This window comes from Kamptonema sp. UHCC 0994 (assembly GCF_029167235.1).
GTDB lineage: Bacteria > Cyanobacteriota > Cyanobacteriia > Cyanobacteriales > Microcoleaceae > Kamptonema.
The window spans coordinates 71,303-97,081 of record NZ_JARFTR010000242.1; the positions used below are offsets into that span (position 1 = coordinate 71,303).

Here is a 25,779-nt window from a genome sequence, read left to right on the forward strand (position 1 = left end):
TTTGTCAGAAAATATTTTTGACCTGTATGCCCAAACCACAAGCATCAAATTCCCAAAAAACAACTGATTTTCCACCAGTTATCAAGATTAAAAACTACAAACAAGATAGGCATCTTGCTCTTGAATCTGACCCAGAAACAATAGCTGCACTTACTCAAATTGAAGCTCGACATGATTACTACCACACCTGCATCAACGGAGGATATTGATGAATCTCGCTACCCAATCTCTCGCTCAAACCTCCCTAGCTGCTGCTCAACTTTGGCATCAACTAGAATCAATAGAAACTCCTGAAGAAATTGACCAACTATTGCAATCCCTTTGGCAAACCCAAGAAAGCCAAGAACTTGCTGTTGACACCCACGCCGACTTAGCTGACCAAATTGATGCCGAAATTGCTGCAATCAAGGCTCGGATGCAGTATTTGATAGAACTGCATTCCACAGCTATCAACAAACTCCAGGGGTGGAGAGAACGCTTAGACAAAACCGTTCTCTACTTCAACGAGTGCGGCGTGTTAACTTCAGAAATTATCGGTAAACACCACCGCATTACTGTGAAGGAAAATCCCCCTACCTGTGAAGTTTTAGTTGATGCTTCTCAACTACCAGAGCCCTATCGCCGCACCGAGACAAAAATTGTAATCTCGGCTGACAAAAAAGCGATAGCAGATGCTTGGAAACAAGGACTGCCTGTAGATGGCACTAGGGTTTTCCGTAAACGCCGAGTTGTTTATAGCCTACTTAAAGGCAGTAACTTGAACGCCTACCCAGCTAATTTAAACTCCCAGTTGCCAGCCGCAGCATCGACCACTCAACCAAAAGCGCAACGCCAAAAGCGCCACTCCCCTTAGATAGGAAAATGGGAAGTTAGGAGGACACAGAAATTTCATTCGCTGCGCCTTTTTCTTCCCTTTCCTCAGCTAAACCTCGCTCCAATAGCTCAAATCATCAAGCTCCTCTTCTGTTGCACCAAAAGTATTAATCCACCTCATAGCTCGCTCAAATAAGTGGCTATTTAACCGCCGCTTATCGGCATCAGACTGAGGCGGATTAGACCCCTGCCAACAATTATCACCCAGCTCAATTTTATCAAGGCATTGAGGGGACTGTGATTCAAATTTATTCTCTTGCATTCTTTAACCCTACCTAATTGTTACCTTCAGTTTAACCCACTTTATAGGGAGTGGGGGAGAATTTGATGCTTACTTCCTAAGCTGTACGGCATTAAAATGGGGTATTTTTTAATGCCAGATAAAAACTCGTCTAATCCTCTCCATTTCTCCCACTCCGCCACTTTCCCCACTCCCACTCCCCCTCCAATTGAGCGGGTAACTATCCCTCAATCATCGGATGTCTTTTCACCTCCAAACTTGTACAAAAGAAATTGAGTGTACGGGCAAAAAGACATAAATTTACCTACTCTAACTCATGGTTTCACGCTTCCATTGATTAACCATCCCTCTTTTCTCACTTTGAGCAGAGAAAAAGATTTATCCTTGTGGCCTCTCGATTTTAGCCACTATTCCCCCCTCCCCATTATTCCGGTACAACCGGAATTGATATCAATCATCACCACTAACTTTTCAGGTTTCAGGAGATACTCATAATGACCAAAAAGCATTCTCAATCACTAGAGCCTACCTGCCAGTATACTGAGCTTCTAGCAGGAGTTGGGCTAAAAATCCCTGTCTTTGATATGTCCTTAGAAAACGGCAAAGAAAAAGGGCGCTACCAAATAGAACCGGAAATCCTCCGAAATTCAATGCTTGAACTACTCTTTCAACCCGAAGAATTAGCAACACTAACCATCGTCAAACCCGACCCAGATGATAGCAGCCTTGACCCTCTCAAAAACATCGACTTTGGAGACGGTATTGCTAGAAGAGTTGCCTTTAGTTCTGGCAAAAATGTGTACTTTGCTGACAAAGAACTCTCCGCCAAACTGTTAAGCGTATTCACAACTCAACCAGACCACTCCTGTCGCTACGGCTCCCTGCTAGTCAGCAGTTGCACTCAAGGAGTCCAGTTGTTAGACTGCTCTGTTAGTGGTGAAACATTGCGAGTCAAAATTGTTGATTCCCAAAGTGACGACCCTTCTGAAAAAGCTTTAGCTCAACGATATCAAACCGGAGACTGTCACGGCAAGATTTCACCAACATTAGCCCAACAATTAGATGCCATTCACAACCGCCCTTTTCAATTTCGATTTGCTTGGCTTTCAGACTGGGAACAAGAGAATTGTGTGACTCCCCAAATTAACTTCCTTGCTAAAGGAACGCTACTTCCCGATGACCAATTAACTGATAAATTAGGCTATGATATCATTATGGATCGCTCTTCCATCAAAGGAGTTGCCGCATTGCAATTAGCTGAATTGATTCCTTGTGGAGATTACGAATTTCCCAAAGCGGTACTAGGAAACCGAGGTAATGCCAAAGTAACTGAATACGAAAATTCCTGGCAATTTTCGATTTGGTACTCCGAAGCAGCTATTCAGACTGACATCGCCACCCCCACCAAACTTGAAGCCCACAAGTTAGCTGACTTGCAAAACAATCGGTTGCAACTTGCTAAATACTTAGTAGAGCAACATGACAAGAAAGTGGCTTTTCAATCTAACATTCACGAAGACAACAACGGATTAGAAGATGAAACCGATGAAAAAGCTCAACGCAATGAATATCGACTCATCTCTATTTTGAGAAACGACAAACTTGGTCAACTCCTTGACTTTCCCAAAGTCGTCGATTTCATGCAAGAACAACTAGCTAAAAAGTGGCGAGACTTAGCAATTAAAGGAGCAATTCATCATGGTTCAGCAATGGCTCAACCCTGTGAAGATTTACAGCCGGGGACAATTGTTGCTCCCCACTTGAAAAACGGCACAGAAGTTATCGTTACCCGATACCCAATTGTCAGTAAAGATAACATTCGCCGCTACACAGTAGACAACAAAAGCCATCCCGAATTAATGCAGTACAAAGGATGCGCCTTCATTCGTCCCGACCAAGCTATGCAGCACCACCAGTGTGATTTTGATGGAGATCAATTAGTAATTACTCCCGCTTCAAAACTCCCCAATATTGCCTCTGAAACCAGACACGCTAATGAAGAAAACGAGTACGAAGCTATTTCCAAGCGCAGCAAAATTGATTACACCAAAGCTACTGATGAAGAGGGCAACCGTAAGTATACCAAACTGCGGCAAATTGCCGTAGCGATCGCACACAACAAAATCGGCTGGGTTGCTACCTTAATTGGACGAGTACAGTCTTCTGTACCCCAACCAAAACAACCTACAAACTTATTTAACCACAAGAAGCAGAAACTACTCGGTCAACTGTTTGATGCCCTACAAATTGAAGTGGACAGCCCCAAAAGCGCTACTCGCACAGAAGACTACCACCCCAATTTGCTAAATCTTGCTAAGGAATGGTCGAACGAATACCCCTCTTACTTGTTTGACTTCAAAGACGACCCCCGGCTTTACAAAACAGTACCACTGCCCGCAGAAGACAATGCTGCTATCAGTTGCATCGCTCGCAGTGCGGTTAACCCTGAGTGGGAACCCACCCGCTTAACCAGCCGCCACCGCGACGAATTTCGCTACCTGTTCCCTTCTCCTAAAGATTTAGATGAGAGAGAAGATTGGGAGAAATACTACGTGACATGGGCCAAAGATACTAAAGAACGATATCGAGAACGGATGGCAGAAATCTATGAGCAACAAGGCGATGACCTCAAAGCTATTAGAGAAGCTGTTGGCAAATTGTATGAGAGTTTAAGAACCGACGTAGCTGACGCATTTCCTCACCCCAAAGAGCGGATGTTAGCTGCTAGCGCATTGTGGCACGTAGAAACTACAAATCCCAATTTAGACGTGCCTCGCAAAGCTTGTCTTGAACTGTCGCACCAACTGAAAATTGAGTTCCACCTCGAATCTGACTATGAGCGCCTACATGAAGCTCTGCCCAAGGATACTTACATTTTGAGCGTCCCCTTTCAAAAAGTAGTAACAGATGGAAACGGTCAAATTAAAAGGGATAGCAAGAGACAGCCAATTGCCATTGACTTAGCTGGTGAATGGAAGGAAAAGCTAGACAATAAAGGCATTAAATACGAAGCTACTTTACACCCCAGCTTGCCGATGGTTAACTTTGCCTTGCTAGACCCCAATGAAAAATTGGTAGAAGTCCTAGCTCAGGAATTTGGCAACAATGAAAATGACATCGACTCTCTCAATTTAACTTACCGAGATCGCTTGGGTCGAACCCAAATTGCCAGTTCGCGCATTGTAGCCCCTGCCAGCTACAATTGGGTTGAATCTAAAGACAGCCAAACCCCCAAAGCTGCATTGGTTCTTAACTTGTTCTCCGATGAAATTTGCCAGCAATTGCAGACTTTTCAGTTTGAAACTGTTGAACTAATTGGTCAAAAGTACAACGATTTCAAAGATGTTGATTTTAGCACCGAGAAGTGGAAGGGAAAAAGATTGAGTTTTGAAGTCGATGCTTTTAAAAGCGACACTGGTAATTACCGAGATGGCAGCCCAATTGTCAAGCTCAACGACCGTCAACTAGCCATGTTTTCGCCTAATTCTCCTAAACTACCTATTGGTGCAACCTTTGAAGCAACTATCGAATCTTCACCCAAAAGCAGTGCTCTCATTTTAAACATCGAGCCGGCATCGGTGAGGTTAATTGAAGAAGCGGCTGAAGTGGAAATTCTGTCAGTAAAAGGCAAATCTGCGCCCAATAGAGAGGGCTTCGGCGAAGACATTCGACCGGGGAAATCGCTATCTCACAGTTCCCAACAGCAACAGTCCCAACCTCAACAAAAAACTTGCGATTCCGCAACTATTTCTGAATTAATGCAAGCTGCGATTGGCAATGCCTATCAGAAAACAGGCGCTATTGAATTTCCAGTTGGTTCTTGGGGTGTATTCGTCAACAGCAAAACCCAAAAATGTACCGTTGAGGATGAAAGTGGCGCTATTATTTTTGCTGCTGATTTGAAAAGTGAGCGAATTATCAAAGGATTATCTGAAGAGAACAGCGCTAAGTTTCTCGCAGAAATCTTAGAAAACCCTAGTCCTAAACGTCATTCGTCTGTTGCTGTCCAACTTTAAATGATGGGGAGTAGAGAAAGAGGTATAGCCGAGATTAACGTCAGTTGGACGCGATCGCGCTTGGTAAGAGTCCCAGTATACTACGTCTGCTAGGATACGAAGAGAGCGATCGCGTCGAACTTTTCATCGCCGTTCAAAAAAGGGTGAAAATTTCCCCAGATTAACAAATTGTTATCCGATCAAAAAGTGAGGCGAAAACAATGAAAATAATTAAAGATTTAGATATTGTTGCTTTAACAGAAGACGTAGAAGCAACCCATTTTGAAACCAAAGAAATCATTAAACTATCTAAAGGACAAGTAGGAACAGTGGTGATGGAATTTGACGGCAGTGCCTTTGAAGTAGAATTTTCTCATCAAGATGGCAGAACTTATGCAATGGAGACGATTTCCACCAGAATGTTAATGCTTTTACATTATGAATTAGTAGAATCTGTAAGTGCGCGATCGCGATGAATTTTGCCACTCACCAATAATCTTGATAAACCCGCCCCCACCCAAATGTGAAACTTGCTACAAAAATACACGCGATCGCCTTTCTGGAGGGAGAGGGCGATAGAGTAGAGCTACTTTCTTCGGCAGAATGGCAATATTCACAAAGAAAACTAGCTCTACTTCTTACTAAATTTGGAGTGGCACGGTTTATGGACATGAGGCTGCTATAACTTTAGCGTTAATTAAGGTAAAAATTCGATCCAGTTCTAGTAAACTTGCTAGTTCTATAACCTCTCCTGAAGTTAAAATATTAGCCTTTTTCCCCTCTACCAGTTCTTCTAATCTAGCTTGCAGATTTTCGGTAAATTTGAATAAGTAAAGATTTCTGACCTTCTCAATCGAAATATCACTATCAATCCAGTAGGAAGGTTGTACCATAAGTTCAGCTATCATGGTGATTCAATTACTCAATTACTACATGGATAGTCTTGATTCTATCATAAAACCAGCCCCTCCACTTTAACCATAGATGTCATGCGCTGACTAACTCTCCACTTACAATATTTAAACAAGTCGGGCTTTCATCCATAAAATTAAGGTATAATTTTTCTCCTTCAACAGCAGTTTGGGTAATCAAATCTTTTCCGTACCTCCAGAGTTCTTTGCCTGACTCGGTTATAGCAGTTACATCCACTTCTTGAACAATCAATACAATGCCCCGCTCTTTGAGGTGTAAAAAATAATAAAAAAGGGAATCTAAGGGAATTTGAAAAGCTATTTGGCGAGTGTTAATGTTAACACCTGTTACTTCCTGGTTATAACCGAATAGGATGAGATCCCACTCTGGCTGGATTAATACATGGGGTTTCAATCCATGCCCTTCAGAGCATATACCAATGCAGAAAGGTTTACTGTTATCAGATTGAAAGTGGACTTTTGCTAAATAAAACTCTAAGTTATGCTCGGCAATTTCTCCTAGTAATAAACTTTCTGGGTTGCCTTCGAGTATTTTTACCAGTTCGGCTTTATTTGCTAATGATTGAAGAGAGATTTGGTTGCTTCCGAAGGTGATAAACATAGTTATGACTCTTTGCCAAATAAGATAATTGTAATCAGTTTGTTACTATCCCAAACGGTCTTCATTTTTAATGCACCTATTGGCCCCATCAGTAATGATTCTTTGATAATACGACCATTAACTTGAATGGAGGCAATATTGGTGCGATCGTGGAAGATACAGTACAAGTGAGCGCTCAGATAAGCTCTGGTATCTGAAGTGTCTCCCAAACCAATTGCGCCGAGTTGCCTCCTCATGGCTTGGCTTCTATCAATGGTAGCGCGATCGCCTGTTGCTTTGCCTAAAGGGTATAAAATTTTTCTACCTAGCTTAACAGTCCCAGTTAGGGTAAGAATAGTTAACACATTGGCAGTTAGATCGTTACTTAAAAAAGTTAATAAAAACTTAGGCTTATGAGGTTGCATCGATCGCTGCACTATGCTTGTAAGCGTATCCAAATATCTCGTAAATCTTCAGGGGTTAGACGTTCCATAATTTTGTTCTAGCGTTTCTGTCCATCCTTGGCTTGAATCTCTTTGCCATAGATAGGGATGTAGAATTTGGTTGACATTCTCTTGTGCTGTCTTAGGGTCTTGTGCCAGAAGTACCTGACGACGCTTAATTTTGGCAACTGCTAGATATTGGGAGTTAGGTGAATGTTCTGACATAGTACACTTGATAGTAGGAGCAATATTAACTTTGATACCGACTATTTACTAATATTTTAGCATAATAGTAAGTACGAAAGAACCGGCAAGGTTTCTTGCAGCATCAGTAGTAGCTTTTCCCATAATTCTACCTTCTTTGGGTTGAGAGCCTTAACATGAGTGAGAATGCGATCGCTTCTCTACCTTCTCTTCTGTTTCCCCTCCCCCCCCCAATTGGATCGATCCAATTGAACCAGTAAAAAACACCTGTTGTCAGGAAGCCAGAACTCATGGAAATAATTTAGGTTTGAAAAAGGAAGGGAAGGGGAGGGGAGTGGGGAATGGGGAGTGGGGAGTGGGGGAGAATGGGAGAATTTGACACTTACTTCCTACGAATGCTTGTCTAACTGTACGGCAAAGCCTTCCCACTCACCCCCTCTCCCTCTCCCCCTCTCTCCCCTACTCCCCCTCTCCCCATTCCCCTTCCCCTACAAATGGAGGAATTAAATGGTTACTTACGCCCACAAAAAAAAGTCAAACCAATACATCACGGCTGACACAGAACAGGGAGAGAAAATACTAAAGTACCTTAAAAGTCGGTGTGAAAAGGCTTTAAATTACTGCCAAGAACAAGGCCTGACTGCTGTTGAAGATTTTGCCGAAGCGGTCGAAGAATTGACTGAAGCTGACGGCAAACCTGGTATCAGCGTTAAAGTCACACAAGGTGGCTTCGTCCTCTCCCTCACAGACAGACCTGAATATGGCTCTACCACTGGCAAATACATGATGGAACACCTGGGAGAACCAGATGACAACCGATTCACCACCACCGGCATTAAAGCCACCCTCACCCCAGAAAAGAGTAAATTTCAGAGGAAAAATAAGCCTTCAGACTTAGACGAACTACTCTCCGAAATTGAGGAAACTGATTCAGTACCCAAGCAAGCGTCAAAAGCTAATTCTAACGCTAAGAATAAACGAGAATTAGACGAATTCGATGAAGACACTGACCTTCTAGATGAAATTAGTAGTGGCGAACCAAGAATCAAAACTAAAGCTAAAGCTCAAACCAAAAACAACAGCGATTGGGAAATAGCGGACAGCCGTCATTCTAAGTCCCAGGCTAAATCTCAAATTACTGAAGTCGAAGTTGACGAAGAGTTTGTGGTAGATGACCTTGAGGAAGAGGATAAAGAACGTACACCCAAAACTAAATCTCAGGTTAAGCCTAAAACTAAAAATGTAGAAAAATTTGTCAACGCTGAAATTGATGAAGAGGAAGAACTTGCACTCCCGCAACAAGTTAAACCAAAATTCCACCAAGATGAAGAAGAATTTGCAGGTGAAACTGAATCCCACAACCAATTTCGTAGTAAAAAACTTAATCAAAACCAGTTTGAGACAGTTGATAGCATCGACGACCTACTTGAGGACACCCTAACCAAAAGTCCTACAACACAATCCTTGCCATCCGATGCCAATCCCAGAACCCAACGCCGCAAGAAATCAAACGAATTGGATATTGATAGCCTGCTCAAAACAGGCGCACAAACCAGCGAGAGAATAGCCACTTCAGGAAATGAGATAAACGGTACAACCATCTCTGGACTGAGTGCTCAAGCTGCATTTCTAGCCACCCTTGTAGGCATTGATGCAGCACAAAAAGTTGTTGGTGCAGCCAGGGAAGCTGGACAAGAACGCCAAGTTGCTCAACTCATCAAAAGGCTTAAATCTCAAAGCCAGCGTGCCGATCGGCTAACTGAACGAGCCAATCATTTACCAGCAGTCATTGATGAACAAGAAGCACCTACTGATGAACAAGAATCAGAAAATACACCCCTACCTCCTCTCTCCAAAGAAGAACATCAACTCGAAAATCAAGCTTTATCTCAAACTGAAACTGAAACTTCTGAATCAGTTGGAGCAATCTTAACCAAAGCCGTTAATCATGTCACCCACAAACTTAAAACCATCCCCCAACCGGATGATGAAGGTAAAAAACTTAACCCAATTGAGATTAATCCTCATGCTAGTTTTGAAGAACAACTCAAACAAATTAATCAAGCCCTCGACCGCTTAGAAAAACGACTGGATACCCTAGAAAGCCGCATCGAAACTTTAGAAAAAGCACTTCAACAGCACTCTTTGAGCCAAACACCGCCTCCTGCGGAAGTTATGCCAGAAGAAAATAACGATGATTTTGCCAAACCTGCTAACGGAGGAAAACACTCACTTTCCCCAGAAAACGAGAGGGTGGACGCAAGGGCACCTGCTTTTGCTCAAGGTCGAAACCCATTAGCTAAAGAAAATTCTACCCCTGAAACCGAGCGACTTCCCTCAACTGATGAAGCACTGATTGCTGAAGCACTGGTACAAATTTATCACGCTGCTGTTGAAGAAGCTGCTCAATATGAAGGCGATCGCTCTCAAGCTACCCCAGCAGCAGCTAATGGTGGTGTTGACCTGGGAAATACCAAACTTTACGTCTTTCTTGAAGGTGAATTGACTACTGTCACCCTGGAAACCAAAGATAGCTTTGAAGTCTTCAACGCTACCTCAGATAAAACGGGAAAATGGAACGTTAGCGCTGACAAACTGACTCCTAAAGACAAACAAGAAATTTTGAAATTACCTCACAGCTTAGAAGAGTTCCAACAAGTCAGTAACCAAGAACACCTCGCTCTGCTAGTAGCCGAAAGGGGCAAAGATGCCATCAGTTTAACTGACTCTCAAGGCAACAAATTCGAGTTTGAAGCCGGAGAGGGAATCGTGACTGGCTATACAGAACACGGCGAAGTAATTTATGAAGCCATCCTTCAACCACACCAGGTAGAGGTACTACAATGCGACATCCCCGCCAACGAACTAGAAAGTTGGTTAGAACAAAGACTTCAGCAAACGCAGACTTCTAACTCCCATCAAGAAACTCACAAAGCTAATCGAGAAGTTCAAATCTAGAGAAGTCTAGGATGCTATTTCAATACGGTTCATTTAAGGCTGACAGCATGAGTGGTGATGCGAACTTGTGAGCCTTAACTGAACCGTAATTGATGCTATTTACCTTCTACTTTATACTTCCTCAACGACAACCCCCTCCCAATGGATCGATCCACTTTAGTCACTCAAAAATACCGACTTTGGTGATGTCAAAGCTTGGCGGCAAAACTTAGAGTAGTAATAAGGAAAATAACTACACTATAGAGAGGTTTGCATGACTATTCGTTCCTCATCCCGCTATTTATTCCCAACTGCAAAAGGCTCACAAAGCCCCGCCTTTCAATTTCTGAAACAACACAAAATCAACCCAGGCGACCTCCTATTTATCGGGATTTGCCTAGCCTCACTTGTCTATTTTACTATCCATGACCCGCTCTTAATTGCGACTTTAGGCTGCTCCAGTATTGTGTTTTTAAGTTTATGGCACATCACTAGAGCTATTCCCCTTGTAGAGCGATATATCGGCTGCAAAATCCGCTTTTGGCACATTGCCACTGCCATTATCACCTCCACTGCACTTTGCTCCGTACTCGATTCCCCAGCCAACGCCATCTTCCTCTCCGGCTTAGAAGAATTTATGAAAGAACTCGCAGAAGGAGCCTCTTCAGCAGGAGGGGAAGCTATTGATCCCGAAGTCATTGAACTGATTTTCAACTTAATTCGCGGAGCCTTCCTTTTATTAGTAGCAGCCGCGTCTCTTTTTGCTTACAACCAAGCGCAACAAGGCAATGACTGGCGACCAATTGTCACCCAAGTTGCCTTAGCTTTTGCCATTGTAATTGCCATTGACGTAATAACTTTCCTCTTCGTTGGCAATGGTGGTGGCGGGGGTGCTTAGGAAAGACGGGGAAGGGGAAGGACAAATTTTCACTTTGTTGAGTTAAACCTTCTTCTCTTACTTATCAAAAATTAGGTCGCAGACTTGAGAAGAACGAGATTTTACTCAACTTTTTCCACCCTGACTCTTCTTTTAATTAGGAACACTGAATACTAGCTGTTAATAGCTAACAATCCCCTTTGTTTTTTCTTCCCTTCCCCCTCTCCTTCTCATTCCCAACACAAATTAGTAGCGAGTAGCGATCAAAGCTAATAACAACCTGGCTTTACCTTCTTCCCCTTCTCCCTCCCCTTATTCAACCTAGCTTCCCCTTCCCCTTCCCCTTCCCCCTATTACTATGCTCAAAGATCCCGATAAAGACTTTATTTCCGTCAACAAAATTCTTGGTAAACAAGCCAGCATTGGCATCATTCCAGCGGAACAGCTAATTCCCTGGATGGTAATCACCGTAATTTCCTACATCCTCACCAACGGCTTATTCAGCTTAGGAATGCCTTGTTTTTTCATCACTACTTTCTGGCTAATTGTAAGCTGGTGGCTCCTCACAGGTAACAAACCTCACCTTTTTGTAGATAGGTTTAGAACTCCACCTGGAAAAGAGTGGTACAACGGCAATCTTTTATACCTTTCTCCCCTTACAAAAAACCGACCCGACCCGATTCGCCACCGAATCAGTGATTCACAAGTCCGAGTCAAACTTAAACCCAAACTTGCTCCCAATCAACAAGGAGGTAATAGCCGACTTATGCCTTTCCAAAACTACCAAAACCTATTGTGTTTAGTCACTATCAAAAAGGATGGTCGAGAAGTTTCTGGTTACTTACTGAATGAAGGCAGTCAATACCAAATTGTATTCGGATTCGAGACGGCTGGCTTTCACAACATCCTCTACCGCCAGGAAGTAAACAACGCAGCTACCGCCTTAGAAGAGGGACTAAAAGACATTCCCAGTGGTGAAAAAATCACCTTTCACACCGGCTGCTACAGCAGCGATTGCGTTCGCCAACAACAACTAACTGAATTAGCTGATAACTGCCACCTCAAACCCATTTCTGTACTCCTTCGGAACGAACAGAAACGCACTCAAGAACTCAACTTAGCGGGCACCCGACAAGTGTGGAACCAAACTATTTTCTGCACTTGGACATTCAACACTCAATCTGGCTCCAAATCTAACGACCCTCTAAGTAAATTCATCAATGGAGTTATCAACACAGCCCACAGCATTGCTGCACAATTTACAGGCAACGAACGCATCTACTCTGAACGCTTTTACAAACAACTGCTACTCGACGCTTTCGAGCAAGGCTACATCCAATGGGAACTCTTACTAAACACCAAAATCGGACTGGAAATTCAACCCATGAATGCCCAAACGCTGTGGGGCTGGCTGTGGCAAAAATTCAACAGCGCACCCCTACCCCCTATCCCCCAACTTCTCACCTTAAAAGAAACCGCATCCGACTACAAACTCACTGAAACCATCAACAGTCACAAACACGCCTGCACCATTTTAATTGAAGGTATGAGCGGTCGTTCGAGCTGCCCAGAACACAGAAGAGCTAGCGATTGTATTTGGCTCCCCGGCAGAAATACAGAATGCGGCGTACTCACAATGGAAGACAGTCCCGGCGGGTGGATTAACACCAGAGAGCAACTACAATGGCTCTGGAAAATTATGAGCAACAGCTACGTTCGCGACACCGAAGCCGTTGTCGAAATTAGCGCCGCTCCTAACTTTATCATTCAAGACAACTTAGCAAGACAAGCCAAACAATCTAAAAGTGCTAAAAAACGCGCTTTAGAAAAAGGTCAAGGTCGCGATGTAGGAGCAGAAGTTAAACAGGAAGAATCCTTTGAAGCCCAGAAAAAAATGTACAAAGGTGCAAGAGCAATTCACGCTGCTGTCACCTTCCTAGTCTACCGACCAACACCCGAACAACTAACACACGCTTGCCAAATGCTCTCGCACAGCTTTGGCTCTGCCAAAGTATTAAGAGAGCGCAACATTGCTTGGCAAATTTGGCTAGAAACTTTGCCCATTACTGTAAGTTGGCTATTGCACAGCAGTTCCCTCATTAACGAACGTCGGCTCACCTTTGATACCGAAAGTGTCCCCGGTATTTTACCTTTAACCGCTGTGAGAGACATCGACTCAACAGGAGTGGAATTCATCACCAAAGGCGGCAAACCTGCGTGCATTGACCTCATGCACAACCAAACCAGCCGCGCCGTTATTACAGGTCAATCCGGTTGCGGTAAAAGCGTTGTAGCATGGCGATTTGCCGTCGATGCCTTAGCCGCTAATATCCCAGTCGTAGGTATGGATATCTCAGCCGGAAGTGGCAGCACCTTTGAGACAGCAGTAAAACTGTTAGGCGACGATGGAGCCTACTACGACATCACCAAATGTAGCTCAAATTTACTCGAAATACCCGATTTGAGAAGGTTCGACAGAGAAGAGCGATCGCGACGATTAGACCAATGGAAAGAGTTTATCAGAAAAGCGCTAACTATTATCAGCATGGGCAAAGTCCACGACCCCAAATTAGCACAGCGAGTCGATGCCATTTTGCTCCTCACTCTGAAAAAGTTTCTGGAAGACCCAGAAATCATCGAACGCTACAATACTGCCTTTGAAAAAGGCTGGAAATCTCCCGAATGGCAAGAAATGCCAACCCTTACAAACCTCCTAAAATTCTGCACAAAAGAGCAACTAAACCTGCAAAACTTTACCGACTTAGACCGCATTGCCATCAACCAAATTATCACTCAATCCAAGGCCTTACTAGCCTCACCTTTAGGGAAAGCCATTGGCAGACCCAGTACATTTTCACCCGAACCCGCTGTCAAGTTTTTTGCCCTTAGTGGTCTGGGTAACGAACAAGACCAATACCTAATGGCAATTAACGCCCATGCTGCTTGCATTCGCAACGCACTTTCTCACCCTAAAAGCCTATTTATCGGAGACGAACTTTCGATTTTGTTTAAGAAAGACGGATTTGCTGAAGTAGTAGGCGAACTCTGTGCAGTGGGTAGAAAAAATGGCATTTCAGTGCTCTTGCTCTCCCAAGATATCGACAGCATTTGCGACTGTAGTGCGGGAGCTATGATTATGCAAAACATGGTGTATCGAATTACAGGAAGGCTAACATCAAATGGCGCTACTTCTTGGGTCAAACGTTTGGGATATCCGGCTGAAATTATTAGCCAAAATGCCACAGAAGCTTTCCTTCCCAGAGCGGCAGACCTTTATTCCAATTGGTTAATTGAAAAAGGAGGTCGTTTCTGGCAAAGCCGATATTATCCCGGTGAAATGATATTAGCAAGTGTGGCTAACAATCAAGCTGAATTGATGGCTCGCACTCGAGTGATGGCTCAATATCCCAATACGTTAAAAGGGCAATTGCTAGCACTCAAACAATTTACAGCAGAATATGTACAAGCCATTAAAGAAGGGCGTTCCTTAGCCAATATTGGCAAGAATACAGTCACCGATATCAACGAACACAAATCCCCTCAAGACCTCATCGCTAGCTAAAACATTTTGGGGATTGAAGAGAGAGCAAATTACTAACTCCCACTGCTTGAATTCTGCATACCTAACGGAGAACAACCGATGAAATCACCAAAATTACTTATCAAACTTGGCCTCACCATTCCGGCAATTGGGCTGAGCTTAATACTCAATTCTGTTGAAGCAAAAGCTCAAACCTCTGACAGCAATACGACTGCTCTACAGCTTCCCAACTCAAACAACTCGTCAAACAGCACTTTCAATAGTGGAAGCTTCACAGTTCCCAATCAACAAATAGAAAACCAAATCCAACAATCAGCCAATAACTTCTTGAGCAACCAGACAGAAATAGGAGGTTTACAAAGCACAATTAGCGACATCACAGGGGAAATTTCAGATACCGTCTCTACCATCTCCAACAGCATCTCAGGAATCTGGGACAGCTTGTTAAACAAAGTCGAAAACTTCAGCAGTGAAATAGAATCAACCCTTTCTTCATTCCTGGGAGAACTCAAAGTTCCCGACTTGAAAGAAGCAGAAAGAAGCATAATGGATGGCAATGCTGATGACAGTCAAGGGACAAAACTATCTGCTGCTTTAGAGAAGAAACCGCAAGATTCTTACAGCCTCAAAGAGAACAACGCAGAGTTAGCAGAAAGAGAAAGTGCTGTCAGTGAAGCCAATAAAGCCACTCTCAGTAAAGATGCTCAACAAAAGCAAGCGACTCTGAAAGAAATTGTCCAACAAAACGTAGAGCAAACTGGTCAAATTAGCCAAAATTCAATGGAATTGGGTGCTGATTCAGAAGGTCAAGATGTCACTCAGAACATTATGAGAAATATATCTCAACAAAGTGCGATCGCAGCTCAACAAGCAGCCTTATCAGCAGAAAATCAAAGTGCCTTAGTTATGCAGGGCCAGCAAGCTCAAATTGACCGCAGTCTTGCCAACATTCTCAACGCTCAACAGGCAGAAGAACTTAACGAAATTAACACAGCCCAGAGACGGCAGGATGCTGCGGCTGCTACCGCTTCTTCTACTCAAGCTGGACTGTTTCAAATGCCAGGAGGCATCGCTATAGGGGCAAACGAAGACTGAAATCACAGCAAGGAGATACCGCAATGTTCATACAATTTATTGCCCAAACTAGCACAGCAGGACAAGCCCTGGACACTCTATCTGATGCCATAGAAGTCTCTCAAAAAACTGTCGAATCATGGAATTTAGTTTGGTTTAACACCTTCAACACTCAAGAATCCTCTCTCTGGATTGCCTTAGTTAAACTCGGACTAATTCTGGCCGGAATGTCTGTTACTTACCTCGCTGTCACTACCGGGAAAGAAATCATCGAAAAACAGTCTTGGTCAGAGTTAGTAGCCATGTTTATCTGGCCGCTTGTGATTGTAGTATTTCTCAGTAACAACGGCAAAGTCTTAGCTGAAAGCATCAAATTTATTAAAGCTGTAGGCAGCACTCAAGTTCAAGAAATTATGAAGATTCAAGTCGGAGAAATGACCTTCAGAACTGCCCTGAGCGACGTTAACCTCACCAGTGCTGGCAAAGAAGAGATTGAGAAACTCTATAGCGAATGCCAGGGCAAAGTTGGAGAGGCTTTAGTCCAATGCTGGAACAGCAAAAAAGAGCCTGCTCAACAAATCCTCCAGGCAGCCGAACAGCAAAATGGAGGCCCCCTCAAAAGCTTGCAGCGGTTTGTTGAAAACTTAGGCAATGTTGCCAATCTTCAAGATATAGGAAATGGCGATTTTGCAGGGCAAGTTTTTAGGTCTACTGTCTTACCTATCATTCGCTTAATTCTTAGAGCAGTACAGTGGGCCTTTGTCAACATTTTAGAAGCAGCATTGCTGCTAACAGCTCTATTCGGACCGATGGCAATGGGTTTATCACTATTGCCGCTGCAAGGAAAACCCATCTGGGCTTGGTTAATCGGATTTATGTCGTTATTTGGAGTGCAATTAGGCTACAACATTGTCGTTGGATTAGTCGCTGTAGTCATTGTCAAATCCGATGCAGAGTTAGTTACAGACATCGCCTTTTTATTATTTTTAGCTGTGTTTTCTCCTATTCTTGCAGTGTTAATTGCCAAAGGTGGAGGAACCGCTTTGTACAGTGCGATCGCTAATAGCACTAAACAGCTTACAGACATTGCCAGTAACGCGATTGGTCTTGTTGCCGGAAAACTCCTTTAGGACTGAATTCGTCCACCCAAATTTGTTCAAATTCACCACTACTCAACATTAGAATTTATGAATGTCAAACTTAAGCAATCTCAACCCTTACTTCCCGAATCTAAAAACACCTTAGCCTTGTGTTTTATCCTGCTAACCAGCTTTGTTTTTTTACTAACAATTGCTGTTTTAGTTAACACAGTTAGTTTGAGAGCTTTATCTCAAAAAAAAGTTACATTTGTTCAGCTCAAAGACGGAACCGCCGCCCGAATTGCAGAACAAGATGAGTTTTACAGAGAGCCTAAAACCATCCAAACTTTCGTGTCAAGTTGGGTGAATTTAACCTGGGCTTGGTCAGGCAAAATTCCCGGCACAAATGACCCCGACCCCGGCATTAAAGTTAAAGGGAGTACCAAAGTTCCTACAACTGCTTGGATGGGTTCATTGATGATGGAATCAGAGTTTGGCAAAGCTTCCCTTGTCGAACTTGCCCCACTCGTTCCCAACACCATCTATTCAGGAAAAACCCGCTCTGGAGTCTATATCTCTCACATAGGAGAACCCAGAGAAATAAAAAGAGGAGTTTGGGAAATAGATGTAATTGCTACTCGCGTAGTGCTAGAGCAAGGCATTGGAGAAAGCCGAGAACAGTTTAATCGAACCTTCACCGTCAAAGCTGTAGAAATTCCCAAATCGCCTCTCCAAGAAAACGCTAATGAATTAGAGAAAACTATTCACTCTTTGAGAGCAGCCGGATTAGAAATTTCCCGAATTGTTGAATTTAAACCTTAGAGGGGGGAGGAGGAGGGGGAAGGGGAAGGAGTACCGCCCCTACAAAAACCGATTTGTTTGTACTTCACTTACCTGACAAGTGCTGTATATGAACTTCAAGCGGTTGTATTTTAACAACAAAGAAGTCCTAATTTTCTGCTCTTTCTCACTCCCATCCAAACCAATCATTTGTTAATTAACCATCGTAATAAGCAACAACAGAGGTAGCCATGAGTAATAGACAAGAATTTTCAAACAATTCTCATCCAACCAAGTTGACAGCAGCAGAACTTGAGCAAAAAAATTCACACCCTCTTGATAGCCAAAGTATCCTTAATAGCAATAGTAGCAAGATGTCAGAAGATAACTTTTCCCCTTACCCTTCCAAAAAAGATAATTTCCCCCCTCCCAAAGAAGATAACTTCTCCCCTTCCCTTCCCAAAGAAGATAACTTTGTTCCTCCCCCTTCCCCTTCCCCTTCCCCCTCGAAAGAAGATGACATTGACGAGAACTTCATTGCTAACTTTGACCCCAATGCACCCCTAACATTGGAAACTCAATATCAACTCGCTCAAGATGAGGAAAAACCACTGACGAAGCCTGTTTCCGAAAAAGGCGTTCCTAGAACAGTGACAATCCTACTATTGACTGGGGGGATACTATTGCTAGGAATGCTGATTTGGCAATTCATCAAGCCTAAATCACCTCGCGACTCAATCGCACAATCAACCCCAAAAGAAAGCCCTTCTCCCACCATTAAAGATGAAAAGCCGGAGTTGCTGGCTAAATTAGCTTACCAAGACCAACAAAAATTGTTAGCCTCAAAACCTCAAAAAACTGCAAAACCCAAAACAGAACCACCATCTAAACCATCAAGAACTCCACGAGAGCCGCGTCCAGTCGCTACCCGTCCAACAGCACCACCCCCTATTCCCCGAAGCGAACCCCTCGCACCCAGAACAGTAGTGCGGACAGTAACAGTACCCGCACCCTCAAGAACAGTTGCACCGCCACCAACCCCCATAGCTAAACCGCTAACGCCCTCACCTCCAATGAAGACTCCGACTGAAGAAAAAATCGACCCGTTTGAGCGGTGGAACCAACTCGCCCAACTCGGACAAGTCAGGGGGAATTTTGACCCTAACCGAATCGCTGTTGCCGTGAGTGCAACACCAAGCACTCCAGCGACAACAAGTGCTACCGCTGCTGGTACGAACCCAATTCCAACAACTGAATTTCTAACTGTCAATATCGGCAACCAAAAGTCGCAATCCTCATACATTCCTCAACAGCCAATCCCACAAGAACTATATAACCAGCCAAGTAACGCCACCTGGGAAAAGCTACACCCGGAATTTTCTACAGGAGAGGACAACCTCGACACCACCGACAACTCCCAAAACCCCACTAACCAATTAACTCCGGCTGCCCTTTCCGAAAAAACAAGTTCCGATGCTACCGATAACCCAGTCGAGACTACCTTGCCTGAGAAAGAATTTCAAACCCTTTCCCCAGAAGCTGCGCCAGAGGCTTCTGCCTTCACAACTTCCTCAACTCTGGAACAAGTAAACTCCCCAGGGGCAAAAGGCATTCTTAACCGCACGCCCCAAACGGAGTCAATGGAGCAGACAGTTCAAGTAGCACTCGGAACCAATATTTCTGGCGTAGTTTCGGTTCCACTGCTGTGGGATGAAGGCTCAGGTAAACAGCTAGGAGATAAATTTGCCATCACCCTTACAGCCGACGTAACGGCAACTGACGGCTCTATTGCCTTTCCTGCGGGTACAGTTGTCATTGCCAAAGCCAGTACCGTAAGCGTTGGCAATCGCATGGTTCAAGCTAGTGCTGTGGCGCTCGTCTACTCTGATAGAAACGGTCAAATCCAACAGCAGCCCATTCCAGAAGGCGCAATTTTGATTGCAGGAGAGGGCGGAGAACCGCTAATTGCTTCCGGTTACTTCGACCCAGGTTCCGATATTGCGGGACAGGATATCCTCACCGCAGTGCTGTCGGGAGTTGGACGAGTCGGGCAAGTGTTCGCAGAGCCTAAAGTTAGGAACTCTAGCAGTATTAGCGGTGGGTTTGGAAGTAGTACAACTACCGTTGAAAGCCGAGACCCCCAAATTTGGTCAGCCGTCCTCGATGGCTTCTTCAGCCCCTTGGCAAAACGGATGGAAAGCCGCTCAGATAGAGCAACCCAAGAACTGTTAAACCGCCCTAATGTAGCTGTGGTTAACAAGGGAACTCCCGTTTCTATTACCATCAACAGCTTTCTCCACATCAACCGATAACCAAGCCGTCGTGAGCGGGGGAGTGGGGAGTGGGGGAATAGCTTTCTGAACATCAATCGATAACAATTATGAATACTACAATGCTCAAACCATCAATCAAAACTCTCAGTTTTTCAATTCTTGCAGCAGCGATCGCTGCTTTTTGCTACCCGGATTGTGCTTTTTCTCAATCAAGAGTAACAGGCTATCAAACTGTGAGTAGAGACGTTGCTACCAATAGTGCCGTTGATGTAGAAGTCTACCCCGGTCGTGCCACTGCGATCGACTATAGTTCGACTGACGAAGCGATCGCCTATGTTTTAATTGCTGACCCCTCAAAAGTAGTTTTCAGCACCGACGCGCCTATGGCAAGCAGTCGAGCCAAAACTGTTTTCTTGCGTCCCATTCAAGCACTCAATTTTCCGGGAGCTACCACAACTACCATTACCAACCTCTCAATCAAAACTGTAGATTCAAAAGGGAAACAGCGACTTTACAACTTCAACATCGTTCCTGCCAATAAAAAACCAGAACACTTAGGAATTCGCATCACTCCCCTCTCGCCTAAAATGTCGCCAACTTTGAACTTGGCTAGAGGCCGCACACCCACAGCCTCAGATGTCGAAAAAGGGTTGTTGATTGCTATTCAAAAAGGCTACACGGCAGCTAACGACCCAGTAGTCTACAGCGTGCGACAATTTTTAGCTCTAGTAAGAAATCAGAATCTATCAGTGGTCGATGCTGCTGCACGAGCCGGAGTAGACTTGTCAGTGATTGTCGAACTCGGCAAAATTGCCCTTGAAGAACCAAGAGTTCCAGTCGGCATTCGCCAATAGCTTTTTAAAGGGGAGTGGGGAATGGGGAGTGGGGAGTGGGGGAGAAGCGTTGTTCTTTATTACGAATTCGACCTTACAATTTTTATGAACCACAGCAACCACCTTGGTGGTTAAGAGGCAGGGCTGTTTCATTCTCAGGTTTAATTTGCGATGCCAGAGGCTGGCGGAGCCGAAGCTGTGTTTCCAAAGCCTCTGGCAGTAAGCTTTCACAGGAGTTTTTAAGAATGGATGCCTTCAGACTAGGAAGTATAGGCTAAAACCCTTGATTCGCAATGGCTGTCTTCCATTGCAAAATCTGAGAATGAAATAGCCCTGCCATTCCCCCCTCTCCCTCTCTCCCTCTCTCCCCAATCCCCAATCCCCACTCCCCATTCCCCTCCCCATGTCTCTTCAGAAAAAGCCGACTCTACCCCTACGCTTTGTGCTTACAGTTCCTTTCGCTATCGTGATTTCGGCTTTACTTGGACTGGCGGGATGGCTTTCCTTTCAAACAGGGCGGCAGACAATGAATGACTTAGTTGCACAGCTATTATTTGAGGCAACCAGCCACATCTCTCTCCACCTTGATAATTACTTAAACGAAGGGGTTGGGAAAGGAGTTTCAAAAACAACGGCTCGCGCTCAGTCGAGCCGAACGTCTTACCCTCAACCTCAAGTCAATTTTCCTGAAAAAACTCCCGAATTCAACTTGCCCGATTTCCGCATTAGCCCTAACAGCCACACCTTCTTAATCAACCGAAATGGAAAACTTTTAGCTTTTCGTTCTGCCCATTCAACATCCGCCCCTTATCGCCTTGAGTCTGACTTGTCCCAAGTTAATATACCTGCCCTAGTAACACTTTCAACAGACTATTTACTCTCTGACTTTGGCAACTTAGCTACTATTAATACCCAGAATCTTGACTTTACAAAGAATGGTTCTAAATACTTGCTGCACGTTCGAGCGTTTGAACACAAGAGCGGACAGAAATTGCTGATTGTGGCTGTTACCCCTGAAAGTGACTTTATGGCTCAGGTTAATGCGCTAAACCGTAACACTGTCTACCTGGTCATACTGGTACTCTTAATCTCCATCTCGCTTTTGCTGTTTACTTCCTTTAAAATAGAACGGCGACTGCAAGGATTCATTAGGGCGACTGAGGCAATAGCTGAGGGTGACTTTGAGGATGAAGTTCCACACAGCGGTATTGCCGAACTTGAAGCTCTCGCCCGAGCTTTCAATTCTATGAGCTATCAGTTAAAAGAATCACGCCAGCAATTAGAACAATATTCTGGTGACTTAAAGCGACAAGTTGCACAGAAAACAAAAGAACTCGAAACGGCTAAAGTTGCCGCCGAAAGTGCTAACCGTGCTAAAAGTACCTTTCTGGCTTCCATGAGCCATGAACTGAGAACGCCACTTAATGCCATTATTGGCTTTGCCCAACTCCTTTCACGTACACCTGGGACTGTACCTGAACAGCAATCGAGTTTACAGATAATTAATCGCAGTGGTGAGCATTTGCTCAAGCTGATTAATGATGTCCTATCTCTTTCTAAAATTGAAGCGGGTCAAGCAACCATCAATGAAAACTCTTTCGACCTTTTTAATTTGCTTGATGACATCGAACAGATGTTTCGCTTCAAAGCCTCTTCCAAAGGTTTGCAACTTGTCTTTCGCCGGGATTCAACAGTGCCGAGGTATGTGCGAACTGATGAAAGCAAGCTGCGGCAAGTTTTGATTAATCTTTTGGGGAATGCTGTTAAGTTTACGGCAGTGGGTCGGGTTAACCTGACTGTAAAAAGCCTTAAGCCTGTGTCTAAAAAGCCGACATCTAAGTTCTTTCTCCAGTTCTCTATCAAGGATACAGGGCAGGGTATTGCGTCTGAAGAAATTACCAGTTTATTCAAGCCGTTCGTGCAAACTGAAACTGGGAGGAAATCGCAAACGGGAACGGGGTTGGGATTGCCAATCAGTCGTTCTTTTGTGCGACTTATGGGGGGCGATATTAAGGTTAAAAGCTCTTTGGGGAAGGGAACGGTTTTTAGTTTTTACATTAAAGTCAGCAGTGCCACTGAGAGCGAAATTCAAAGCAGCCAGCCGCAAAAACGAGTTAAGGGGTTGGCATCTAACCAACAAAAGTATCGCATTTTGGTGGTGGATGATGAGTCGGCAAATCGGTTGCTATTAACTCAGATATTGACTGCGGCTGGCTTTCAAGTGTGGTGCGCGGATAACGGAACCCTGGCTGTTAAATTGTGGCGAAAGTACAAGCCGCATTTAATTTGGATGGATTTGAGGATGCCGCTTCTAGACGGTTTTCAAGCTGTTCAAAAAATTAGAGCTTTGCCTGACGGCTGTAATACTAAGATTATTGCTTTGAGTGCTAATGCTTTTGTTCAAACCCAAGAACGAGCTACTTCGGCCGGGTTTGATGATTTTGTTGCTAAACCGTTCCGAGACAGCGTGATTTTTGAGAAGATGGCGCTTCATTTGGGAGTTCGCTATGTGTATCAAGAGGAGTCGCCGGTGTTCCCACTGCGGGATGAGGTTGCCGTAAAACTTACTTCTGAATCGCTATCTGTGTTGCCGAGGGAGTTGCTAACGAAGCTCTACAAAGCCGCTGCCATCGGCGATGAGCAACTCACTCGGCATTTAATTAGCCAGATTCCCCAGTCGGAGCAGTCGATCGCGCGAGCTTTGACTACATTGGTTGATAATATGAGCTTAGATATTATTAGCGATTTGACTCAACACTACCTTTGAACGCAAACTGCTATCCGCTAAACACGCTCACATCACTGGACAACCAGTACATTTTTTATCCACCGAATCGGCGATTAAAGGCGTAGCGATCGCAAGTTAGCACTCTCAATTTCTCAAAGTTCTTTCAAGAATTAGTCTACATTAAGCCGCAGTCCACTAATATTGTTGAATCAACACGTTTATTGCGTGCGTAAAAGCAGATGAGCAAAATTATTGCACTTTTCAATCAGTCAGGCGGTGTCTCCAAAACCAGTTTGACAATGAATTTAGGCTACCATTTGGCGCGACGGAAGCAAAAAGTCTTGTTAGTAGATATGGACCCCCAAGCCTCACTTACCGCCTTTATGGGGTTGGAGCCATCAGATTTAAAGGAGACTGTGTACGAGTCCATTATGAACGCTTCAGAACCAGCGTTCCATAAAAACATTCACAACATGGACTTGCTTCCTTCTAATATTAATTTGAGCGGAGCAGAACTGGAACTGGTGGTGGCTGACATGAGAGATAGTCGGCTAAAAGAAGTCCTTGACCCCTTACAATCGCACTATGACTTCATCTTGATAGATTGCCCTCCCTCCCTCGGTATCCTATCCTATATCAGTCTAGTTGCCTCCACTCACGTCTTAATCCCGATTCAAACTGAATATAAAGCTCTCAAAGGAACTGAATTGCTGTTGCAAACTATTGGTCGCGTTAGGGCGCGTGCCAATCGAAAATTGCAGATTGCTGGAGTGATTCCGACGCTGTACGATCCTCGTACTGTACAGGCTTTTCAAAGTTTGCAATCAATTACTACTTCTCTGGAGAAGATTGGTAAGATTTACCCCCCTGTGCCTCGGACTGTGGCTTTTGCCGATGCGTCGCAGCAGCACGTACCTCTGGCCGTGTACAATCCAAAACATCCAGCCGCCACCGTACTCGATACTATTGCACAAGGACTTTTAGATTTGCGATGAATCAAAAGCGCGACAGTCAGCCTTATCAAATCAAAGGGGTTGAGGCTCTATTAGGAACCAGCGACAGCGAAGATGCCGCATCCTCCCTTGTCTCAATACACAGAATTGTCTTGCCAGCGCAGCAACCCCGTCGCTATTTCGAGCCGACAGCTATGCAAGAACTGGTGGAGTCAGTCAAGCAGTTAGGAATTCTGCAACCGCTCCTAGTACGCCCCATAGATGGCAATAAGTACGAATTGGTAGCGGGAGAACGGCGCTATCGAGCCGCTTCATCGTTAGGCTTGACTGAAGTTCCTGTTGTGATTCGGGAACTGACAGACACAGAGGCGCTGCAAATTGCACTGCTGGAGAACTTGCAGCGGGAAGATTTGAATGCGATCGAGGAAACTGAGGGGATTCTGCAATTGCTGGCAATGAAATTGAACTCTACCCCCGAATCAGTTATTGCTTTGCTCGGAGCGGCCGCACACCCGGAACGTACATCTGTGGATAACGTTATCCACAGCCCGGATTGGCAAATAGTTAGCGAGATATTTACGCTCGTGGGGAAGTACAACCCTGAGAGTTTCCGAACCAATCGCCTCCCCTTGCTGAACCTACCAGATGATGTGATGGGAGCGCTGCGGAAAGGACGGATTGAGTACACCAAAGCCAGAGCGATCGCGCGAGTCAAGAATAGCTCCGAGCGCTCTCAATTACTAGAAGAGGCGATCGCTCTCGAGCTTTCCCTGACCCAAATCAAACAGCGCATTGCCGATTTGAAAGCAAAAAGTACAGGAGAGGTGGCTCCACCCAATCACTCGCTTAAAAGTCGCGTAGATGCAGCTTATGCCAGAGTAAAAAAGTCAAAGGTTTGGGATGACCCCAAAAAGCAAAAGAAACTAGAGAAGCTGTTAGCTGAAATGGAAGCATTGGTGGGTGAGGAATTAGAAAAATGAAGCGGATTTTAAAGTAAAGCTACTCAAATTTACATTGGGTTTATGAGTGCAGTTGGAAGACATAGGAGCCATCTGGTTCATATCGCTGCGTAAATTTTTAACAGGGGGCTGATAAGTAAATGAACACCGAATAGCCATGAGGCTCCCAAAGTTCTATGTCCCCTGCTTCAAGACGCAGCAAAACGCGCCAACTCCTACAACTGTATGGAAATCACTGCCACTGGTGCAACAAACCGATGCAGAAATCAGAAAGAACCATCGAACACTTACTCCCTAAAAGCCGAGGCGGGTCTAACGCACTCTCCAACCTGCGTTTAGCCTGCTTCAGTTGCAATAATTCGCGTGGAAATAGCCTTTTCCCGCCTCCCGGCAAGAACTTACACATATCTAGAACTCAACCATATGAGAAAATAGGTTAGGATTTTCGCACGAGCGCGAATTTTCATAGCTAATCAA

At 44.4% G+C, this 25,779-nt stretch carries 21 protein-coding genes; 16 read left to right on the forward strand and 5 right to left on the reverse strand.

Annotation, left to right across the window (positions count from 1 at the left end; translation table 11 throughout):
• Window positions 1-26 precede the first annotated feature (26 nt).
• Both PY364_RS21455 and PY364_RS21460 read left to right on the forward strand, forming a co-directional pair.
• Window positions 27-209 carry a hypothetical protein gene (locus tag PY364_RS21455; protein ID WP_275526100.1) on the forward strand — a complete coding sequence of 61 codons (183 nt, stop codon included), beginning with the start codon at window positions 27-29 and terminating at the stop codon, window positions 207-209.
• Window positions 209-853: a siphovirus Gp157 family protein gene (locus tag PY364_RS21460; RefSeq protein ID WP_275526102.1), complete on the forward strand. Its 645-nt coding sequence runs from the start codon at window positions 209-211 to the stop codon at window positions 851-853. The genes PY364_RS21455 and PY364_RS21460 overlap by 1 nt, the downstream gene beginning before the upstream one ends.
• 69 nt (window positions 854-922) lie before the next feature.
• Here the strand turns inward: PY364_RS21460 and PY364_RS21465 are convergent, their stop codons facing one another.
• Complete coding sequence (locus tag PY364_RS21465) at window positions 923-1,135, reverse strand: hypothetical protein (protein ID WP_275526104.1); 213 nt, start codon at window positions 1,133-1,135, stop codon at window positions 923-925.
• Window positions 1,136-1,608: 473 nt separating this feature from the next.
• Between PY364_RS21465 and PY364_RS21470 the strand changes: the two genes are divergently transcribed.
• Together PY364_RS21470 and PY364_RS21475 are read left to right on the forward strand one after the other, a co-directional pair.
• Window positions 1,609-5,130 (forward strand): hypothetical protein, encoded by a 3,522-nt coding sequence (locus tag PY364_RS21470; RefSeq protein ID WP_275526106.1) that lies wholly within the window; start codon window positions 1,609-1,611, stop codon window positions 5,128-5,130.
• A 200-nt stretch (window positions 5,131-5,330) separates the two neighbouring features.
• Complete coding sequence (locus tag PY364_RS21475; RefSeq protein WP_275526107.1) at window positions 5,331-5,585, forward strand: DUF4926 domain-containing protein; 255 nt, start codon at window positions 5,331-5,333, stop codon at window positions 5,583-5,585.
• Between the two features lie 186 nt (window positions 5,586-5,771).
• On the opposite strand, the gene PY364_RS21480 is transcribed toward PY364_RS21475, so the two are convergent.
• The 4 genes from PY364_RS21480 to PY364_RS21495 all read right to left on the reverse strand — a co-directional run bounded on the left by PY364_RS21480 (window position 5,772) and on the right by PY364_RS21495 (window position 7,289).
• Window positions 5,772-6,017, reverse strand: a complete 246-nt coding sequence (locus PY364_RS21480; protein ID WP_275526109.1) for a hypothetical protein — start codon at window positions 6,015-6,017, stop codon at window positions 5,772-5,774.
• Window positions 6,018-6,096: 79 nt separating this feature from the next.
• Complete coding sequence (locus PY364_RS21485) at window positions 6,097-6,642, reverse strand: hypothetical protein (RefSeq protein ID WP_275526111.1); 546 nt, start codon at window positions 6,640-6,642, stop codon at window positions 6,097-6,099.
• A 2-nt stretch (window positions 6,643-6,644) separates the two neighbouring features.
• Window positions 6,645-7,079 (reverse strand): hypothetical protein, encoded by a 435-nt coding sequence (locus PY364_RS21490; protein WP_272035423.1) that lies wholly within the window; start codon window positions 7,077-7,079, stop codon window positions 6,645-6,647.
• Between the two features lie 15 nt (window positions 7,080-7,094).
• On the reverse strand, window positions 7,095-7,289 hold the full coding sequence (locus PY364_RS21495) for a hypothetical protein (protein ID WP_272035421.1): 195 nt from the start codon (window positions 7,287-7,289) through the stop codon (window positions 7,095-7,097).
• A 486-nt stretch (window positions 7,290-7,775) separates the two neighbouring features.
• Here PY364_RS21495 and PY364_RS21500 point away from each other — a divergent pair, with 486 nt between their 5' ends.
• The 12 genes from PY364_RS21500 (at window position 7,776) to PY364_RS21555 (ending at window position 25,742) form a co-directional block, all read left to right on the forward strand.
• Window positions 7,776-10,226 (forward strand): hypothetical protein, encoded by a 2,451-nt coding sequence (locus tag PY364_RS21500; RefSeq protein ID WP_275526113.1) that lies wholly within the window; start codon window positions 7,776-7,778, stop codon window positions 10,224-10,226.
• Window positions 10,227-10,479: 253 nt separating this feature from the next.
• The gene (locus PY364_RS21505; protein ID WP_275526115.1) at window positions 10,480-11,103 is read left to right on the forward strand and encodes a hypothetical protein; all 624 of its coding nucleotides are present in this window, start codon (window positions 10,480-10,482) and stop codon (window positions 11,101-11,103) included.
• 337 nt (window positions 11,104-11,440) lie between these two features.
• Window positions 11,441-14,644, forward strand: coding sequence for a hypothetical protein (locus tag PY364_RS21510; RefSeq protein WP_275526117.1), 3,204 nt, complete (start codon window positions 11,441-11,443; stop codon window positions 14,642-14,644).
• 78 nt (window positions 14,645-14,722) lie between these two features.
• Window positions 14,723-15,718, forward strand: coding sequence for a hypothetical protein (locus tag PY364_RS21515; RefSeq protein ID WP_275526119.1), 996 nt, complete (start codon window positions 14,723-14,725; stop codon window positions 15,716-15,718).
• Window positions 15,719-15,741: 23 nt separating this feature from the next.
• A complete protein-coding gene (locus tag PY364_RS21520; protein WP_275526121.1) occupies window positions 15,742-16,827 on the forward strand; it encodes a hypothetical protein in 1,086 nt (361 codons plus the stop codon).
• A gap of 57 nt (window positions 16,828-16,884) precedes the next feature.
• Window positions 16,885-17,598, forward strand: coding sequence for a hypothetical protein (locus PY364_RS21525; RefSeq protein ID WP_275526123.1), 714 nt, complete (start codon window positions 16,885-16,887; stop codon window positions 17,596-17,598).
• Between the two features lie 209 nt (window positions 17,599-17,807).
• Window positions 17,808-19,868 carry a hypothetical protein gene (locus PY364_RS21530; protein ID WP_275526125.1) on the forward strand — a complete coding sequence of 687 codons (2,061 nt, stop codon included), beginning with the start codon at window positions 17,808-17,810 and terminating at the stop codon, window positions 19,866-19,868.
• A 68-nt stretch (window positions 19,869-19,936) separates the two neighbouring features.
• Complete coding sequence (locus tag PY364_RS21535) at window positions 19,937-20,683, forward strand: hypothetical protein (RefSeq protein ID WP_275526127.1); 747 nt, start codon at window positions 19,937-19,939, stop codon at window positions 20,681-20,683.
• Window positions 20,684-21,065: 382 nt separating this feature from the next.
• Window positions 21,066-23,429, forward strand: coding sequence for an ATP-binding protein (locus PY364_RS21540; protein WP_275526129.1), 2,364 nt, complete (start codon window positions 21,066-21,068; stop codon window positions 23,427-23,429).
• 200 nt (window positions 23,430-23,629) lie between these two features.
• Entirely contained in the window at window positions 23,630-24,385 is a 756-nt protein-coding gene (locus PY364_RS21545; RefSeq protein ID WP_275526131.1) for a ParA family protein, read from the forward strand.
• Window positions 24,382-25,323, forward strand: coding sequence for a ParB/RepB/Spo0J family partition protein (locus tag PY364_RS21550; RefSeq protein ID WP_275526133.1), 942 nt, complete (start codon window positions 24,382-24,384; stop codon window positions 25,321-25,323). The genes PY364_RS21545 and PY364_RS21550 overlap by 4 nt, the downstream gene beginning before the upstream one ends.
• Before the next feature lie 155 nt (window positions 25,324-25,478).
• Complete coding sequence (locus PY364_RS21555) at window positions 25,479-25,742, forward strand: HNH endonuclease (protein WP_275526135.1); 264 nt, start codon at window positions 25,479-25,481, stop codon at window positions 25,740-25,742.
• The last annotated feature ends 37 nt before the right edge of the window (window positions 25,743-25,779 follow it).

What these genes read in the sequence shown, in the direction of transcription:
- PY364_RS21525 (WP_275526123.1), top strand. Translation starts at nt 16,885, where the DNA reads ATGAATGTCAAACTTAAGCAATCTCAACCCTTACTTCCCGAATCTAAA.
- PY364_RS21460 (WP_275526102.1), top strand. Translation starts at nt 209, where the DNA reads ATGAATCTCGCTACCCAATCTCTCGCTCAAACCTCCCTAGCTGCTGCT.
- PY364_RS21530 (WP_275526125.1), top strand. Translation starts at nt 17,808, where the DNA reads ATGAGTAATAGACAAGAATTTTCAAACAATTCTCATCCAACCAAGTTG.
- PY364_RS21545 (WP_275526131.1), top strand. Translation starts at nt 23,630, where the DNA reads ATGAGCAAAATTATTGCACTTTTCAATCAGTCAGGCGGTGTCTCCAAA.
- PY364_RS21455 (WP_275526100.1), top strand. Translation starts at nt 27, where the DNA reads ATGCCCAAACCACAAGCATCAAATTCCCAAAAAACAACTGATTTTCCA.
- PY364_RS21495 (WP_272035421.1), bottom strand. Translation starts at nt 7,289, where the DNA reads ATGTCAGAACATTCACCTAACTCCCAATATCTAGCAGTTGCCAAAATT.
- PY364_RS21465 (WP_275526104.1), bottom strand. Translation starts at nt 1,135, where the DNA reads ATGCAAGAGAATAAATTTGAATCACAGTCCCCTCAATGCCTTGATAAA.
- PY364_RS21510 (WP_275526117.1), top strand. Translation starts at nt 11,441, where the DNA reads ATGCTCAAAGATCCCGATAAAGACTTTATTTCCGTCAACAAAATTCTT.
- PY364_RS21505 (WP_275526115.1), top strand. Translation starts at nt 10,480, where the DNA reads ATGACTATTCGTTCCTCATCCCGCTATTTATTCCCAACTGCAAAAGGC.
- PY364_RS21535 (WP_275526127.1), top strand. Translation starts at nt 19,937, where the DNA reads ATGAATACTACAATGCTCAAACCATCAATCAAAACTCTCAGTTTTTCA.
- PY364_RS21550 (WP_275526133.1), top strand. Translation starts at nt 24,382, where the DNA reads ATGAATCAAAAGCGCGACAGTCAGCCTTATCAAATCAAAGGGGTTGAG.
- PY364_RS21500 (WP_275526113.1), top strand. Translation starts at nt 7,776, where the DNA reads ATGGTTACTTACGCCCACAAAAAAAAGTCAAACCAATACATCACGGCT.
- PY364_RS21485 (WP_275526111.1), bottom strand. Translation starts at nt 6,642, where the DNA reads ATGTTTATCACCTTCGGAAGCAACCAAATCTCTCTTCAATCATTAGCA.
- PY364_RS21540 (WP_275526129.1), top strand. Translation starts at nt 21,066, where the DNA reads ATGTCTCTTCAGAAAAAGCCGACTCTACCCCTACGCTTTGTGCTTACA.
- PY364_RS21475 (WP_275526107.1), top strand. Translation starts at nt 5,331, where the DNA reads ATGAAAATAATTAAAGATTTAGATATTGTTGCTTTAACAGAAGACGTA.
- PY364_RS21470 (WP_275526106.1), top strand. Translation starts at nt 1,609, where the DNA reads ATGACCAAAAAGCATTCTCAATCACTAGAGCCTACCTGCCAGTATACT.
- PY364_RS21555 (WP_275526135.1), top strand. Translation starts at nt 25,479, where the DNA reads ATGTCCCCTGCTTCAAGACGCAGCAAAACGCGCCAACTCCTACAACTG.
- PY364_RS21515 (WP_275526119.1), top strand. Translation starts at nt 14,723, where the DNA reads ATGAAATCACCAAAATTACTTATCAAACTTGGCCTCACCATTCCGGCA.
- PY364_RS21480 (WP_275526109.1), bottom strand. Translation starts at nt 6,017, where the DNA reads ATGATAGCTGAACTTATGGTACAACCTTCCTACTGGATTGATAGTGAT.
- PY364_RS21520 (WP_275526121.1), top strand. Translation starts at nt 15,742, where the DNA reads ATGTTCATACAATTTATTGCCCAAACTAGCACAGCAGGACAAGCCCTG.